Annotated in this window: 16 protein-coding genes; 8 read left to right on the top strand and 8 right to left on the bottom strand. The window is 65.7% G+C overall.

The genetic code is table 11. The annotated features are described in order from the left end of the window. Positions 1-25 precede the first annotated feature (25 nt). The 3 genes from NX784_RS12975 to NX784_RS12965 are packed head-to-tail and all read left to right on the top strand — an operon-like array spanning position 26 to position 1757. Positions 26-493, top strand: a complete 468-nt coding sequence (locus tag NX784_RS12975) for a hypothetical protein (protein WP_258817083.1) — start codon at positions 26-28, stop codon at positions 491-493. After that, complete coding sequence (locus NX784_RS12970; RefSeq protein WP_258817082.1) at positions 493-1395, top strand: DUF2145 domain-containing protein; 903 nt, start codon at positions 493-495, stop codon at positions 1393-1395. Before NX784_RS12975 ends, NX784_RS12970 begins: the two co-directional genes overlap by 1 nt. A 50-nt stretch (positions 1396-1445) precedes the next feature. Beyond that, complete coding sequence (locus NX784_RS12965) at positions 1446-1757, top strand: Dabb family protein (protein WP_258817081.1); 312 nt, start codon at positions 1446-1448, stop codon at positions 1755-1757. Positions 1758-1762: 5 nt separating this feature from the next. Here NX784_RS12965 and NX784_RS12960 read toward each other — a convergent pair whose 3' ends face one another. From NX784_RS12960 to rplM, 6 genes are all read right to left on the bottom strand, one after another. Beyond that, positions 1763-4006, bottom strand: coding sequence for a beta-glucosidase (locus tag NX784_RS12960; RefSeq protein WP_258817080.1), 2244 nt, complete (start codon positions 4004-4006; stop codon positions 1763-1765). A gap of 264 nt (positions 4007-4270) precedes the next feature. Beyond that, positions 4271-4642: an iron-sulfur cluster insertion protein ErpA gene (erpA, locus tag NX784_RS12955; protein WP_036235410.1), complete on the bottom strand. Its 372-nt coding sequence runs from the start codon at positions 4640-4642 to the stop codon at positions 4271-4273. A 54-nt stretch (positions 4643-4696) separates the two neighbouring features. After that, the gene (locus tag NX784_RS12950) at positions 4697-5113 is read right to left on the bottom strand and encodes a bactofilin family protein (protein ID WP_258817079.1); all 417 of its coding nucleotides are present in this window, start codon (positions 5111-5113) and stop codon (positions 4697-4699) included. A 130-nt stretch (positions 5114-5243) separates the two neighbouring features. Next, a complete protein-coding gene (gene argC, locus NX784_RS12945) occupies positions 5244-6281 on the bottom strand; it encodes an N-acetyl-gamma-glutamyl-phosphate reductase (protein ID WP_258817078.1) in 1038 nt (345 codons plus the stop codon). A 230-nt stretch (positions 6282-6511) separates the two neighbouring features. Beyond that, positions 6512-6904 carry a 30S ribosomal protein S9 gene (gene rpsI / locus NX784_RS12940; protein ID WP_028102305.1) on the bottom strand — a complete coding sequence of 131 codons (393 nt, stop codon included), beginning with the start codon at positions 6902-6904 and terminating at the stop codon, positions 6512-6514. A 13-nt stretch (positions 6905-6917) separates the two neighbouring features. Then, positions 6918-7346 (bottom strand): 50S ribosomal protein L13, encoded by a 429-nt coding sequence (gene rplM, locus NX784_RS12935; protein WP_036235400.1) that lies wholly within the window; start codon positions 7344-7346, stop codon positions 6918-6920. A 268-nt stretch (positions 7347-7614) separates the two neighbouring features. Between rplM and NX784_RS12930 the strand changes: the two genes are divergently transcribed. The 4 genes from NX784_RS12930 to NX784_RS12915 all read left to right on the top strand — a co-directional run bounded on the left by NX784_RS12930 (position 7615) and on the right by NX784_RS12915 (position 11466). Next, positions 7615-9042, top strand: a complete 1428-nt coding sequence (locus tag NX784_RS12930; protein WP_258817077.1) for an alpha/beta hydrolase — start codon at positions 7615-7617, stop codon at positions 9040-9042. Positions 9043-9056: 14 nt separating this feature from the next. Then, positions 9057-9791, top strand: coding sequence for an ABC transporter ATP-binding protein (locus NX784_RS12925; protein WP_258817076.1), 735 nt, complete (start codon positions 9057-9059; stop codon positions 9789-9791). Continuing rightward, positions 9788-10969 carry an ABC transporter permease gene (locus tag NX784_RS12920; protein WP_258817075.1) on the top strand — a complete coding sequence of 394 codons (1182 nt, stop codon included), beginning with the start codon at positions 9788-9790 and terminating at the stop codon, positions 10967-10969. Before NX784_RS12925 ends, NX784_RS12920 begins: the two co-directional genes overlap by 4 nt. 74 nt (positions 10970-11043) lie before the next feature. After that, the gene (locus NX784_RS12915) at positions 11044-11466 is read left to right on the top strand and encodes an OsmC family protein (RefSeq protein WP_258817074.1); all 423 of its coding nucleotides are present in this window, start codon (positions 11044-11046) and stop codon (positions 11464-11466) included. A gap of 190 nt (positions 11467-11656) precedes the next feature. Here NX784_RS12915 and coq7 read toward each other — a convergent pair whose 3' ends face one another. Both coq7 and NX784_RS12905 read right to left on the bottom strand, forming a co-directional pair. Next, a complete protein-coding gene (coq7, locus tag NX784_RS12910) occupies positions 11657-12304 on the bottom strand; it encodes a 2-polyprenyl-3-methyl-6-methoxy-1,4-benzoquinone monooxygenase (protein ID WP_258817073.1) in 648 nt (215 codons plus the stop codon). Positions 12305-12340: 36 nt separating this feature from the next. Continuing rightward, positions 12341-12793: a hypothetical protein gene (locus NX784_RS12905; RefSeq protein WP_258817072.1), complete on the bottom strand. Its 453-nt coding sequence runs from the start codon at positions 12791-12793 to the stop codon at positions 12341-12343. Between the two features lie 237 nt (positions 12794-13030). Between NX784_RS12905 and NX784_RS12900 the strand changes: the two genes are divergently transcribed. After that, positions 13031-13924 carry an ABC transporter ATP-binding protein gene (locus tag NX784_RS12900; protein ID WP_258817071.1) on the top strand — a complete coding sequence of 298 codons (894 nt, stop codon included), beginning with the start codon at positions 13031-13033 and terminating at the stop codon, positions 13922-13924. Positions 13925-13926 lie beyond the last annotated feature (2 nt).

The raw sequence follows: 13926 nt of genomic DNA, 5'->3' as shown, positions 1-13926 counted from the left end.
CACTACGCTTAAGAAAGATGCCGCAATGACCTTCACAACCTTTACCCGCGCGTTCGCCCTCGCGCTGGCAGCCGCCGCGTGCACCCTGCCGGCCCACGCCGACAGCGTCGCCTCGTCCGCGTCCAGCGCCGGCTCGGCCTCGTCGGCCAGCATCTCCGATTCGATCGGCGGGTCCAGCAACAGCTCGAGCGGCGACCACCGCCGCGTGACGACGGGCCCGTACCGCGTGATCGACATCGCCCAGGCGCCCGCGAAGGCGGACACCACGCGCGTCACCCTGCGCGCCGTCGCGGGCGATTCCGCCACCGAGTTCTGGGTCGACGTGCCCGACCGCGCGCTGGCCGATCGCCGCATCGCCAAGGATGAAGTCGTGCAGGTGAACGAGCGCGTATACGGCTACGAATTCGCGTACGGCGACACGAAGAAGGCGTTCTTCCTCGCGCTGCAGGACGACTGGTACCGCGAGCTCGCATCGCGCAAGGTCACGATCTGATGCTGTTCCGCCGGCTCCTCGGGGCCGCGCTGCTGTCCTGCCTGAGCGCGGGCGCGTGGGCCGGCATCCCGACGTTCTGCGAGCGCCCGCACCAGATCACGGCCGCCGAGCAGGACCGCGTGCTGCGCTTCGCGGCCGCCGTCAAGGATGAACTAGCGCGTTCCGGCGACAGCGTCGCGCTCGTGGCGCGCGCAGGGCTGGACCTCTCCCGCTTCGGCTTGTTGTACTCGCACGCCGGCATCGCCCTGAAGGACAATCCCGGCGGCCCGTGGGCCGTGCGGCAGTTGTACTATGCCTGCGACGAAGCGCGTCCGCGCCTGTTCGACCAGGGCATGTCCGGCTTCGTGCTGGGCGCCGACACGCCGGCGCGCGGCCACGTGACGCTGCTGTTCCCGTCCGCTGAACAGGGCGCGCAGCTCGAACGGGCCGCGCTCGACAAGCCGCTTGCCCTCGCGCTGCTGGGCGACCAGTACAGCGCGAACGCCTACGCCTTCGGCACGCGCTACCAGAATTGCAACCAGTGGGTGGCGGAGCTGATCGCGTTCGCGTGGGGAGGCCTCGACCCGGCCGATCCCGCCCGGGCCCGCGCGCAGGCGTGGCTGCGCGCGCAAGGCTATGCGGCCACGCCCGTCCGCATCCCGTCGCATTGGATGGTGTTCGCGGGCCAGTTCGTGCCTCTCGTGCACGTGGGCGACCATCCGCTCGACGACGTCTACGCGCTGGCGCTGCACATCAGTGTGCCGACGACGATCGAGGACTTCGTGCACAAGACCTCCCCGCAGGCGCGCCGCGTGGAGCTGTGCCACGACGAGCGCCGCATCGTCGTGCATCGCGGCTGGGAACCGCTGGGCGCGCAGTGCGCGCCGCTGCCGGGCGACGATGTGATCGCGCTGGCGCCCTGACGGCAGACCGCCGTGTAAGATGGCGGGTCACTCACTCGCCCCATCCGCCCATGTCCGCACCCCTGCTCCGCCACGTCGTCCTGTTCGCGTTCAAGGACGAAGCGTCGTACGACGACGTCGACGCCATCGTCAAGGACTTCGCCACCCTGCCCGCCGCCATTCCCGGCATCGCGGCCTACGAATGGGGCACGAACGTGAGCCCGGAAGGCTTGAACGACGGCTTCACGCACTGCTTCACGCTGACGTTCGCCGCCGCCGAGGACCGCGACGCCTACCTCGTGCACCCGGCGCACCAGCGCTTCGTCGCAACGCTCAAGACCTGCCTCGAGAAATCGCTGGTGCTGGACTACTGGGCCAGGTAAGGCCGTCACTCCTTGTGGACGGCGCTCCACGTCATGTCCGGCAGCGTCACGTCGACGGACACGGGCAGATCGTCCGCCGCCTGCCCGAACAGCACGCGATACGTGCCGGCGCGCACATGCCAGCTGTCGTCCGCGACCTCGTAGGTGGCCAGCAGGCGCGGATCGACGGCCTGCGTGAACGCGCGCGAGCCTCCCGGCTGCAGGTCGAGCTTGTGGAACGCGACGAGACGCTTCGGCGCTTCCCAGCCGGATGCCTTCACGTCGGCCGGTGCCACGTACACCTGCACGACGCCCTTGCCGGCCAGCTTGCCCGTGTTGCGCAGCGCGGCGCCGACCGTCAACGCGCCGTTCGCGACATTCGCCTTCGGCTCGGCGACGGCGAAGCGCGTGTAACTGAGGCCGTGACCGAACGCGAATAACGGTTTATATCCTTTCGCGTCGTACCACTTGTAACCGATCGCGGCGCCTTCGTCGTATGTGATGTGGACGGGAATGCCATCCGGCTTGCCGAAGCCGGGAATCTCCGCGTGCGCCAGCTGCGCGTTCGATGCGGGGAAGCTGATCGGCAGGTGGCCGGACGGATTCGCCTTGCCCGTCAGGATGCGCGCGATCGCCTCGCCGCCGCGCATGCCGGGATAGAACGCTTCCAGCACCGCGGGCACCTGCGCCAGCCACGGCATCAAGATCGCGCCGCCCGATTCCACCACGACGACCGTCTTCGGATTCGCGCGCGCGACGGCCGCGACGAGCGCATCCTGGTTGCCGTCCAGTTCCAGCTTGCCGTCGAAGCCCTCACCCAGCCACTGCGTCACGAACACGACGGCCACGTCGGACCGCTTCGCCAGCGCGACGGCCGCATCGATGTCGGCGCCGCTCGCATAGGCGATCTTCGCCTTCGGCAGCTCCGCCTTCAGCGCGGCGAGCGGCGACGACGGCATGTAGACGACGGGGCCCGGCCACGACTTCGGCGCGAGGTCCGGGACGGCGTTGCCGCCGACTGGCGTCACGCCGGACGAGCCGCCGCCCGCCAGCACGCCCTTGTCCGCATGGCCGCCGATGACGGCAAGCGACTTCACGTTCGCCAGCGGCAGCACGTTGTTCTCGTTCTTCAGGAGCACCAGCGATTCCTCGGCCGCCCGCTGCGTCACAGCGGCGTGTGCAGCGAAATCGATCTTGCCCGGCTTGGGCGGATCGTCGAACGTACCGGTCTGGAACAGCGGCCACAGGATGCGCTGCGCCATGTCGTCGAGGCGAGGCATCGACACCTCGCCCTTGTTCATCGCCTCTTTGAAATTCTTGGCCGAGTAGAACGGACCGTGGTGATTGCAGCACGGGTAACCGGTGAACTGGTCGAGGCCGAAGTTCGCCGCGTCCGCCGTCGAGTGCACGGCACCCCAGTCGGCCATCACATAGCCCTTGAACTTCCAGTCCTGCTTCAGGGTCTTGTTCAACAGGTATTCGTTCTCGCACGCCCAGCGGCCGTTCACGAGGTTGTACGAGCACATGACGGAACCGGGCTTCGCGAGTTCGTCCAGGATCTCGAACGCGAGCAGGTCCGACTGGCGCATCGCCTCGGGCGCGATCGTGACGTCGACCGTCGTGCGCTGGCTTTCCTGGTCGTTGACGGCGAAGTGCTTCATCGTCGACACCATGTGGCGCGACTGGATGCCGTTCACGAGGCCCGCGGCCATGCGCCCGGCCAGCAGCGGATCCTCGCCCACGTATTCGAAGTTGCGGCCGTTGCGCGGCTCGCGCGCCAGGTTCGCGCCGCCGGCCAGGAACGTATTGAAGCCGGATGCGCGGGCCTCGTCGGCGATCATGCGCCCACCCGCTTCCGACACGGCAGGATCGAAGCTCGCCGCCGTCGCCAACGACGACGGCAGCGCCGTGCGCTCCATGCCCGTCACGCGCACGCCGATCGATGCGTCGGTCTGCCATTGCGCCGGGATGCCGAGGCGCGGGATGCCGGGCACGTAGCCGGCCGAGCCCTCGATGTGGTGTGCCGCGATATCGGCCTTGATGGCCGGCGGTATGATGTCGTCCGGCTGCTTCGCCACGTCCTTCTTGTCCGTGTAGCTGACGATCAGCAGCAGCTTCTCGTCGAGCGTCATCGCGGCGACGGCGGCGCGGGCGCGCTCGTCGGCGGACTTCGATTTGTCGAGCCAGGTGCGGTCCTGCGCGTGCGCGCCCATCGCGGCGCAGGCCAGCAGGACGGCCAGTGCCGTCTGTTTCCTTGCTTGCTTCGTCATGCTTGTCTCCTTGTTATGTCGGGTTCGGCCGTGGCATAAGCCGAATCAGGAATGATAGCGGTAACATCATGAGGCCGATAACGTGATTTCTTTTGTCCCTGGCCTGTATTTATGTCTCGTAGCCGCCACATCCGCGCTCGGCGGACATGCCATCAGGGCGTCAGTGTACTACGCGAAATTGCTTGTTCGCCATTGATAACGCAGGCGAAAAAAAAGCCGCCCCGGCATGCCGGGACGGCTTTCGACATTCGGTACGCGCGTGGCTTACATCGAGAACGAAGACCCGCAGCCGCAGGTCGACTGGGCATTCGGGTTCTTGATGACGAACTGGGCGCCTTCGAGGTCGTCCTTGTAGTCGATCTCGGCGCCGACCAGGTACTGGTAGCTCATCGAGTCGATCAACAGCTGAACGCCGTTCTTTTCCATCGTCGTGTCGTCTTCGTTCACGATCTCGTCGAAAGTGAAGCCGTATTGGAAGCCCGAGCAACCGCCGCCCTGCACGAAGACGCGCAGTTTCAGGTCGGGATTGCCTTCTTCTTCGATGAGCTGAGCAACTTTCTGAGCAGCGCTGTCGGTGAAGTTGATGGGCGCGGGGATCGTGTCTTGTGCGTTTTGCACTTCGGCGACTGCATTCATGGATAAACTCCTGATTGGATACGGATTTCGTCCATTATAGACCGTTGGCGCCAGTCATGCTGAAGCCCCTTCGGCCGCTACGCCAAGGTGGAAAACGGGTTCGGGGGCGCTCACGGCCAAGTCCGGCTGGTGCGTCAGCTTGCCGGTGACGAGGGCGCCGCCGTGCATTTCCAGCAAACGGTAATGGACATCCCCATGTATGCGGCCTTTCGGCTGCAATTCAAGGAGGTCGGACGAATAGACGGTGCCCGCGATGTAGCCGTTGACGACCAGGTTGGCGCAGCGCACCTCGCCCTCGATGCGAGCGTGCTCGGAGACGATCAGCACGCTGTCGTTGCCGTCCGCGGCGACCACGTTGCCGTGCACCTCGCCGTCGATGCGCAGCCCGCCGGTGAACACGAGATCCCCTTCGATGCGCGCGGAAATGCCGATCAGGCTATCGATTTCGCTTTTTGCGTTACGACCGAACATGATTGTCCCCTGTGCTAGGCGTTGGTTCTGTCCAACGGTCAATGTACCGTTGCCAACACCGGTCGCCTTGATCTGTGTCTTGTGACCAAGCCTTGCCATGGGACGCGGCCCCGCCGGGCCGCAGTGGGCTTTACGGCAGCAGCGCGACCTGCTTCAGACCCATGCTTTCCGGCAGCCCGAACATGAGGTTCATGCACTGCACGGCCTGGCCGGACGCGCCCTTCACGAGGTTGTCCTGCACGACGAGAATGACGACCGTGTTGCCGTTGTCCGGACGGTGCAATGCGATGCGCAGCATGTTCGAACCGCGCGTCGACCGGGTTTCCGGATGCGAGCCGAACGGCATCACGTCGACGAATTCCGCGTCCTTGTACTGCTCTTCGAACAGGGCTTGCAGCCCTTCGTTCGTGATGTCCTGCGTCAGACGCGCGTACAACGTGGAATGCATGCCGCGGATCATCGGCACGAGGTGCGGCGTGAAGATCAGCCCGACCTTCTGGTCCGTGTAGCGCTGCAGCTGGGCCGACGTTTCCGGCGTGTGACGGTGACCGTGCACGCCATAGGCCTTGAAGTTGTCGCTGGATTCCGAGAACAGCGTGCCGATCTCGGCCTTGCGACCCGCGCCGGACACGCCCGACTTGGCATCCGCGATCAGGTTGCCGGCGTCGATGATGCCCGCCTTCAGCAGCGGGTAGAAGCCCAGCTGCATCGTCGTCGGATAGCAGCCCGGATTGGCGATCAGGCGCGCTTGCTTGATGTCGTCGCGGTTCAGCTCTGGCAGGCCGTACACGGCTTCTTCCAGCAGGTCGGGCGCGCTGTGCGGGATCTTGTACCATTTCTCGAACGTGGCCTGGTCTTTCAGGCGGAAGTCGGCCGCGAGGTCGATCACCTTCACGCCGGCGGCGATCAGCTCGGGGGCCTGGGCCATGGCGACGCCGTGCGGGGTCGCGAAGAACACGACGTCGCACTGCTTCAGGTCGGCCTTGTCCGGGCTCGAGAACGCGATGTCGACGTGGCCGCGCAGCGAGGGAAACATGTCGGCGACGGGCAGGCCGTCTTCCTTGCGCGACGTGATCGCGGTCAGCTGAGCCTCGGGGTGGGCTGCGAGCAAGCGCAGCAATTCCACGCCCGTGTAACCGGTGCCGCCAACGATGCCAACTTTGATCATGTCTGTTTCCCCTTGATAAATAGATACGTTCCGTACGAGCCCGCAATTTTAGCAGGGTGCTACGTCACGTGCTGCAGTGAACCATTCGGGGTCAGAGCATCTTATGCCGAACATCCCGTGCCAAAGCGCACAACATGCTCTGACCCCGAATTCAAAACAAAAAAACCGCCGGCTTCGCAGCGGGCGGTTTTTCGTGCTGGCAGCAGCGCGGAAAGCGCTGCAGATCCAAATTAACGCTTCGAGAATTGCTTTGCGCGACGTGCTTTGCGCAGACCAACTTTCTTACGCTCGACTTCACGGGCGTCACGGGTGACGAAACCGGCACGTGCCAGGTCGCCCTTCAGGCCTGCGTCGTAGTCGATCAGTGCGCGGGTGATGCCGTGGCGCACTGCACCTGCCTGGCCGGACTCGCCGCCGCCATGCACGTTGACCTTGATGTCGAAACGCTCGACGTTGCCGGTCAGTTCCAGCGGTTGACGGATGACCATCAGGCCGGTTTCGCGCGAGAAGTATTCGGCGGCCGGTTTGCCGTTCACGATGATCTGGCCGGTGCCAGCTTTGATGAACACACGGGCCACTGCACTCTTGCGACGGCCGGTGCCGTAGTTGTAGTTACCGATCATGTCAGTTCCTTACTTAGATTTCGAGTGCTTTGGGTTGCTGGGCAGCGTGCGGGTGCGTGGCTTCCGCATACACTTTCAGCTTCTTGATCATTGCGTAGCCCAGCGGGCCCTTCGGCAGCATGCCTTTGACGGCTTTTTCCAGGGCGCGGCCCGGGAAACGCTGTTGCATTTTCAGGAAGTTGGTTTCGTAGATACCGCCCGGGTAGCCCGAGTGACGGTAGTACTTCTTGTCGTTGGCTTTCGTGCCGGTCACGCGCAGTTTGCCTGCGTTGACGACGACGATGAAATCACCGGTGTCGACGTGCGGAGTAAATTCCGGCTTGTGTTTGCCGCGCAGTCGGAGTGCCACTTCGCTGGCAACACGTCCGAGGACTTTGTCCGTCGCGTCAATCACGTACCAATCGCGCTGGACTTCATGGCCCTTAGCGGAAAAAGTTTTCATGTTGACTTCCTAATATAGGGTAGTAATGCTCGAATGGTGGTTCCGCGGGCGATGCTGCATCGCGGACTCTGCCTTATTGTCTTTTCCCGAGCAAATGGAAAGCCCACGACTATAGCCGATTCCATACCCGACAGTCAAGCCGGCCAAGGCACGCATCGGGCTGGCGCCAGCGCAAGGCTATCCGCGCGAGATCATGCAATTTTGCAACTTTGCATTGACCGCGAAATCGATGACAAATTAGTATGAGCCGCATCAAAGAGGAGACCGCTTGTTGAAATCCATCCTGCTCCTGGGCGCACTACTGACGGCCACCATCCCGGCCACGGCAGCGAGCCCGACACCGCCGGCGCAGACGCGCACCTGTCACCTGCCCGGCGTCGAGGAAGCCCTGCGCTGCCTGACCCAGCCCGTGCCGCTGGAACCGGGCAAGCCCGCCACCCTGAACCTGCACGTGACGATCGCCCCTGCCCTGCGCCAGGGCGCACGGCCCGATCCCGTGTTCGTGCTGGCCGGCGGCCCCGGCGAAGCGGGCAGCGACGTGCTGCCCCTGCTGGCCACCGCCTTCAAGCGCGTGCGGCCCACGCGCGACATCGTCTTCATCGACCAGCGGGGCACGGGGCTGTCCGGCAAGCTCGATTGCCCATCCGACGTCGACGAGGACGCGAAGCTGGGCGACGCCGAGATCGACACTGCCCTGCGCCGCTGCATCGCGGCCAGCAAGACCCCCTTCGCCGCGTACACGACGGCCGCCGCCGCGCGCGACATCGACGCCGTGCGCCGCGCGCTCGGCTACGACAAGGTCAACCTGTGGGGCGGCTCGTACGGCACCCGGCTCGCGCAGGCGTACGCGCGCGCTTACCCGGCCGCCGTGCGCACGCTCACCTTGGATGCCGTCGCCGCGCCCGACCAGGTGATCCCGGCCGGCGGACGCGACGCCCAGGCCGCCCTCGACCGGCTGTTCGCCCAATGCGCGAAGGATGCCGCCTGCGCGCGCGCCTACCCGAACCTGCGCCGCGAATTCGACGCCCTCGTCGCGAAGCTTGACGCCGGCCCGCTGAAACTCAACCTGCCCGATCCGCGCACGGCGCGCCAGGTCGACGTCACGATGACGAGCGAGCGCCTGCTCGACACCGTGCGCAACATGCTGTATTCGCCGGCCGACGCGCGCCGCCTGCCGTTCCTCGTGCACAGCGCCAGCGAAGGCCGCTGGCAGCCGTTCGTCGCGCGCCGCAACCTGGCCGCCGATTTCTCACCCGACGGCGCGCCCGCCACCTTGCTGCACCTGGCCGTCGTCTGCGCCGAGGACATGCCCCGCTTCACGCCCGCGCTGGCCGCCAGCGACGCGAGCCCGCTGACGCGCACGCTGGGCGAGCGCCTGCGCGGCCTGTGCCGCACGATGAACGTGCCGGCCGTGCCGGCGACGCCCCCGACGCGCATCGCGGCGCCCGCGGTGCTGCTGTCCGGCGCACTCGACCCCGTGACACCGCCGCGCCGCGCCCAGGATGCCGCGCGCTTCATGGATCACGCGCAGCTGCTGACGGCGCCCAATGTGGGACATGGCGTGTCGCAGCTGGGCTGTGCACCGCGCCTGCTGCGCGCCTTCCTCGACCAGCCGACCGTCAACGTCGACGGCGCCTGCCTGAACGACATCCCGGCCCCGACCTTCCAGCTCGGCAGCGCCGGGCCGCAACCCTGACGAGCGCCACATCCATGATCGAAGCACACGAAGTCCGTAAACAATTCGGCGCCGTCCAGGCACTGGGAGGCGTCAGCTTCACGGCGCGCGACGGCCAGATCACCGCGCTGCTGGGCCCCAACGGGGCCGGCAAGACCACGCTGTTGCGCACCCTCGTCGGCATGCTCAGGCGCGACCACGGCACCATCGCCATCGACGGCGTCGACCCGGAACGCGATCCGCTCGCCGTGCGCGCCAACATCGGCTTCCTGACCGACCAGTTCGGGCTGTACGAACGCCTGTCCACGCGCGAATACCTCACCTATTTCGGCGAGTTGAACGGCATGGAGAAGCGTGCGCTCGCCGCGCGCATCGACGAGGTGTCGGAGATGCTCGCGATGGACGATATCCTGGAACGCCGCAGCAAGGGCTTTTCGCAGGGCCAGCGCATCAAGGTCGCGCTCGCGCGCGCGCTGCTGCACCGCCCGCGCCATTTGCTGCTGGACGAACCCACGCGCGGGCTCGACGTGATGAGCACGCGCGCCGTGCGCCATGCGCTGTCCGCACTGCGCGGGCAAGGCTGCTGCGTCGTGATGGCCACGCACGTGATGCAGGAGGTCAGCCATCTGTGCGACGACGTGATCGTCATCGCCAAGGGCCATACGGTGGCCCAGGGCACGCCGGCGGACCTGTGCCGCCGCACGGGCATCGCCAACCTGGAGGACGCGTTCGTGCGCCTGGTCGGCACCGATGAAGGGATCGTCGCATGACCTCGAAATTCCTCGTCGTGTTCAAGAAGGAGTTGCGCGAATCGCTGCGCGACAAACGGTCGCTGGGCCTCCTCGCCCTGTTCACGCTGATGTATCCCGTGCTGCTCGGGATCCTGCTGCACCAGTGGATCGACCGCGCGACGAAGCCCGAGCGCGAAGGCATCGTGCTCGCCGTGATCGGCGGCGCGCAGGCGCCCACGTTGATGTCCCAGCTGAAGCAGAAGAACGTCACCATCCACGACACGCCGCCGCTCGGCGAGGCCGCGATCGGCGAGCTGCTGCGCGCCCGCAAGGCGGCCGCCGTGCTGCGCCTGCCCGGCAAGTACGCCACCGACTATGCCGCGATGCGGCCTGCACGCATCGAGCTTTGGTACGACTCGTCGACGGAACAGGACGGCCGGCGCGACATCGAGGAAGTGCTGAATGCCTATGCCATGAACATCGCGAGCGCGCGGCTGCTGGCGCACGGCGTGTCGCCGGCCGCGCTGTCACCCGTGCAGGTGCAGCGCTACGACACGGGGACGACGGCCGCGCGCTCGGCCGGCGTCATCGGCGGCATCCTCGGCTTCCTGTTCTTCCCCGCGTTCATCTGCGGGCTGTCGGCCGCCGTGGACTCCACGGCGGGCGAGCGCGAACGGCGTTCGCTCGAGGTGCTGATGGCGCAGCCCGTGCGCACGTGGGAACTCGTCACGGGCAAATGGCTGGCCGCCGCATCGCTGGCCATCGTCGGCATCACGTTCGAACTGATGCTGGCGCACGCGATCCTGTCATGGATGCCGCTGGAAGAAATCGGCATGACGTGGCGCGTGAGCTGGGGCCGGCTGCTGCTGGTGTGCCTGGCGTCGGTGCCGCTGTCGCTGTGCGCGGCCGGCATGCAGATCGCGGTGGCGATGAACGCGCGCTCGTTCAAGGAAGCGCAGAGCGTGCTGTCGATCGTCATGCTCGTGCCGATGCTGCCGGGGCTCGCCGTTTCGATGCTGGAGTTGAAGACGGCATCGTGGATGTACCTCGTGCCCATGCTGTCGAACCAGACCTTGCTGCGCGAGACCGCGAAGGGCGGCGACATCGGCGTGCTGCCGTTCTTGCTGACGTTCCTGTGCTCCGCCCTCGCCGCGTGGGCGGCCATCGCGTTCGCCGCGTGGCGCATGAAGAGCGAGCGCTATGTGCTGGCCGTCTGAGGCGTCATCAGCACGGTGCGCCGCGCTGGCTTAGAATGGCCGTCTTTACCTAACAAACCAAAGCGGAGAATTCGATGGAAGTCAAAGTCAGCTGGAACGGACCGTCCGGGATGAGCTTCCGGGCCGAGACCGGCTCCGGCCACCTGGTCAACATGGATGGCGCCCCCGAGGGCGGCGGCCACAACCTGGCGCCGCGCCCGATGGAAATGGTGCTGCTGGGGACCGGCGGCTGCACCGCCTACGACGTCGTGCTGATCCTGAAGCGCAGCCGCGAAGACGTGCGCGGTTGCGACGTCACGTTGAAGGCCGAACGCGCCGAGACGGATCCGAAGGTGTTCACGAAGATCCACTTCCACTTCATCGTCACGGGCCGCAACCTGAAGCCCGCGACCGTCGAACGTGCCGTCAACCTGTCGCACGACAAATACTGCTCGGCGTCGATCATGCTGGCCAAGACGGCCGAGATCACGCACTCGTTCGAGATCGTCGAAGGATAACCCGACCACACCGTAGGGTGGACGGCTCCGCCGTCCACGCGGTGGTACGCTCCGGTCAATCCGTCGAATACGATCACGACGCCGATTTTCGTCCCCGGCATGCAAGCGCCGCATGAACGCGTGGACGGCGGCCGGGTCGTCGACATGCATCCCGCCGGGTGTAGCCGTCCACCCTACCGGCGATTTCCCGTTAAATGTAGTACGCCGTCGTGGTCATCACCTTGGCCATGGCGCGCATCGCGGCCTTCACGGGCAGCGGCATCTCCGCCGCGCCCATGTCCTGCGCCTTGGCGCCGTGCTGGATCTCGTCGTCGCGCATCTGCGTGACGATGGCGCGCGACTTCGCGTCGTGCGGTGGCAACTGGTCGAGGTGGCTGTTCAGGTGGGCCTCGACCTGCCGCTCCGTCTCCACGACGAAGCCAAGGCTGACGGCATCGCCCAGGCGCGACGCGACGGTGCCCAGCGCGTAGGCGCCGGCATACCACAGCGGATTCAGCAGGCTCGGCTGCGAACCCAGCTCGGCCAGGCGTTCGGCCGTCCAGGCCAGGTGGTCTTCTTCCTCGCGGCCCGATTGCGCGAATTGCGCGCGCATCGCCTGCGTCGATGCGCGGCGGCCCTGTGCGTCGTACAGCGCCTGCGCGCACACTTCCCCGACGTGATTCACGCGCATCAGGCCGGCGCTGTGGCGCTGTTCCTGCGCGTTCAGCTCGCAGTCGGGCGCGGAGACGCCCGGATTCGGACGCCCGGCCTTCGCCACGCCGCCCACGACGCGCAACGCCTTGTCGAAACCGACGATCAGGTGGTCGAGAGGAGAGATGGTGCGGGATGCCGTTGTCATGGATTGCCTTTTCAGCCTGTTATGCGATAGGCAGAATTATATGCCCTCGGCCGCATCCCCTCCGTCCCCTGTCTTCTGCGCAAGTTTCTGCGCCTGCAGCCAGTCGTGCAGCGGCCCGTCGACTTCCAGCTTCGAGATGTTCTTCGCCACGCCCAGGTTCAGCTCCAGCAGGAACGGGATCGACTCCGGCGGCACTTCCGTACAGCTCGCGGCGAACGCGGCCATGAAGCGCTCGGATTGCACGATCGGCAAGACCCTGCGCCCGCTCATGAATTGCAGGATGCTCGTGATTGTGTGACCCGCGCCGATCGTATGGTAGATGAAGCGGTTGTATTCGCGGTCGACGGTCTTGAAATCGATGGTTTCCGTCGTCATCAGCCCGGCCAGGTAGTACAGGCCGATGGCGACGCGGAACCAGTCGGTCGACTCGGCCCGGGTACGGCCCTGGCGCGTGACGGCCAGGATCTTGTCCTTGATGAGGGTATCCATGGAGACATTATGCCCGTTTTGGCCTGCGCGATATCATCGATGATGTTGCCAAAGTGGACAGAAAGCGTGCCGCGCCGTATGCTGGAGCCCCGTTTTCCCTGCATCCTGCTCCCGCTTTTGTGCACTCTGGACTTGTGAAAACGCCGTGTGTCGCACGGCTGCTGCCTCTTCAGCTCCTTTTTAATACAATGCAACAGTCATGAAATACGTGCATTGTCACGCGCAACGGGAGTGTCCATGGAATTACAGATCCGCAATTTGTCCAAGACCTATGCCAATGGCGTGGTCGCACTGGACAGGGTCACGCTGAGCATCCCACCCGGGATGTTCGGCCTGCTGGGGCCGAACGGCGCCGGCAAGTCGACCCTGATGCGGATTCTCGCCACCTTGCAGGAATGCGACAGCGGCTCCGTCTTCCTCGACGACATCGACGTCCTCGACGAAAAAGACGAAGTGCGCCGCCTGCTGGGCTATCTGCCGCAGGATTTCGGCGTCTACCCGAAAGTGAGCGCCTACGAACTGCTCGACCATTTCGCGCAATTGAAAGGCCTGTCGCAGCGCCACCGCCGGCGCGAAGTCGTCGACGCGCTGCTGCAGCAAACGAATCTGTTCGAGGTCCGCAACCAGAAGCTGGGCACCTTTTCCGGCGGCATGCGCCAGCGCTTCGGCATCGCCCAGGCGCTGCTCGGCGACCCGCAGCTGATCATCGTCGACGAGCCGACGGCCGGCCTCGACCCGCAGGAACGGGTGCGCTTCCACAACCTCTTGTCCGACATCGGCGAAGACAAGACCGTGATCCTGTCCACGCACATCGTGTCAGACGTGGCAGACCTCTGCGCCAACATGGCGATCATCAACAAGGGCAACGTGCTGTTGTGCGGCGAACCGGCCCGCCTCATCGAAGGCATCGAGGGCAAGATCTGGGCACGGGTCGTCGCCAAGCACGACCTGCCCGACTTCCACAAGCGTCACACCGTCATCTCCACGCGCCTGCTGTCCGGCCGCACCTTGCTCCACGTGTACGCCGACCGCTATCCCGGCGACGACTTCGAACCGATCCACCCCACGCTGGACGACGTCTATTTCGCCACCATCGCCGGCCGCCACAACGACTCTGCCGGGAACTGTTGATC

It is taken from the genome of Massilia pinisoli, assembly GCF_024753285.1.
In the GTDB taxonomy this organism is placed as follows: Bacteria; Pseudomonadota; Gammaproteobacteria; order Burkholderiales; family Burkholderiaceae_D; genus Telluria; species Telluria pinisoli.
Note: the sequence above shows the minus strand (reverse complement) of the source record. Positions and strands in the feature narration are given on the sequence as shown.

Excerpts from the sequence above, each read along its gene's own strand:
- NX784_RS12975 (WP_258817083.1), top strand. The coding sequence starts at position 26 with ATGACCTTCACAACCTTTACCCGCGCGTTCGCCCTCGCGCTGGCAGCC.
- NX784_RS12970 (WP_258817082.1), top strand. The coding sequence starts at position 493 with ATGCTGTTCCGCCGGCTCCTCGGGGCCGCGCTGCTGTCCTGCCTGAGC.
- NX784_RS12965 (WP_258817081.1), top strand. The coding sequence starts at position 1,446 with ATGTCCGCACCCCTGCTCCGCCACGTCGTCCTGTTCGCGTTCAAGGAC.
- NX784_RS12960 (WP_258817080.1), bottom strand. The coding sequence starts at position 4,006 with ATGACGAAGCAAGCAAGGAAACAGACGGCACTGGCCGTCCTGCTGGCC.
- erpA (WP_036235410.1), bottom strand. The coding sequence starts at position 4,642 with ATGAATGCAGTCGCCGAAGTGCAAAACGCACAAGACACGATCCCCGCG.
- NX784_RS12950 (WP_258817079.1), bottom strand. The coding sequence starts at position 5,113 with ATGTTCGGTCGTAACGCAAAAAGCGAAATCGATAGCCTGATCGGCATT.
- argC (WP_258817078.1), bottom strand. The coding sequence starts at position 6,281 with ATGATCAAAGTTGGCATCGTTGGCGGCACCGGTTACACGGGCGTGGAA.
- rpsI (WP_028102305.1), bottom strand. The coding sequence starts at position 6,904 with ATGATCGGTAACTACAACTACGGCACCGGCCGTCGCAAGAGTGCAGTG.
- rplM (WP_036235400.1), bottom strand. The coding sequence starts at position 7,346 with ATGAAAACTTTTTCCGCTAAGGGCCATGAAGTCCAGCGCGATTGGTAC.
- NX784_RS12925 (WP_258817076.1), top strand. The coding sequence starts at position 9,057 with ATGATCGAAGCACACGAAGTCCGTAAACAATTCGGCGCCGTCCAGGCA.
- NX784_RS12920 (WP_258817075.1), top strand. The coding sequence starts at position 9,788 with ATGACCTCGAAATTCCTCGTCGTGTTCAAGAAGGAGTTGCGCGAATCG.
- NX784_RS12915 (WP_258817074.1), top strand. The coding sequence starts at position 11,044 with ATGGAAGTCAAAGTCAGCTGGAACGGACCGTCCGGGATGAGCTTCCGG.
- coq7 (WP_258817073.1), bottom strand. The coding sequence starts at position 12,304 with ATGACAACGGCATCCCGCACCATCTCTCCTCTCGACCACCTGATCGTC.
- NX784_RS12905 (WP_258817072.1), bottom strand. The coding sequence starts at position 12,793 with ATGGATACCCTCATCAAGGACAAGATCCTGGCCGTCACGCGCCAGGGC.
- NX784_RS12900 (WP_258817071.1), top strand. The coding sequence starts at position 13,031 with ATGGAATTACAGATCCGCAATTTGTCCAAGACCTATGCCAATGGCGTG.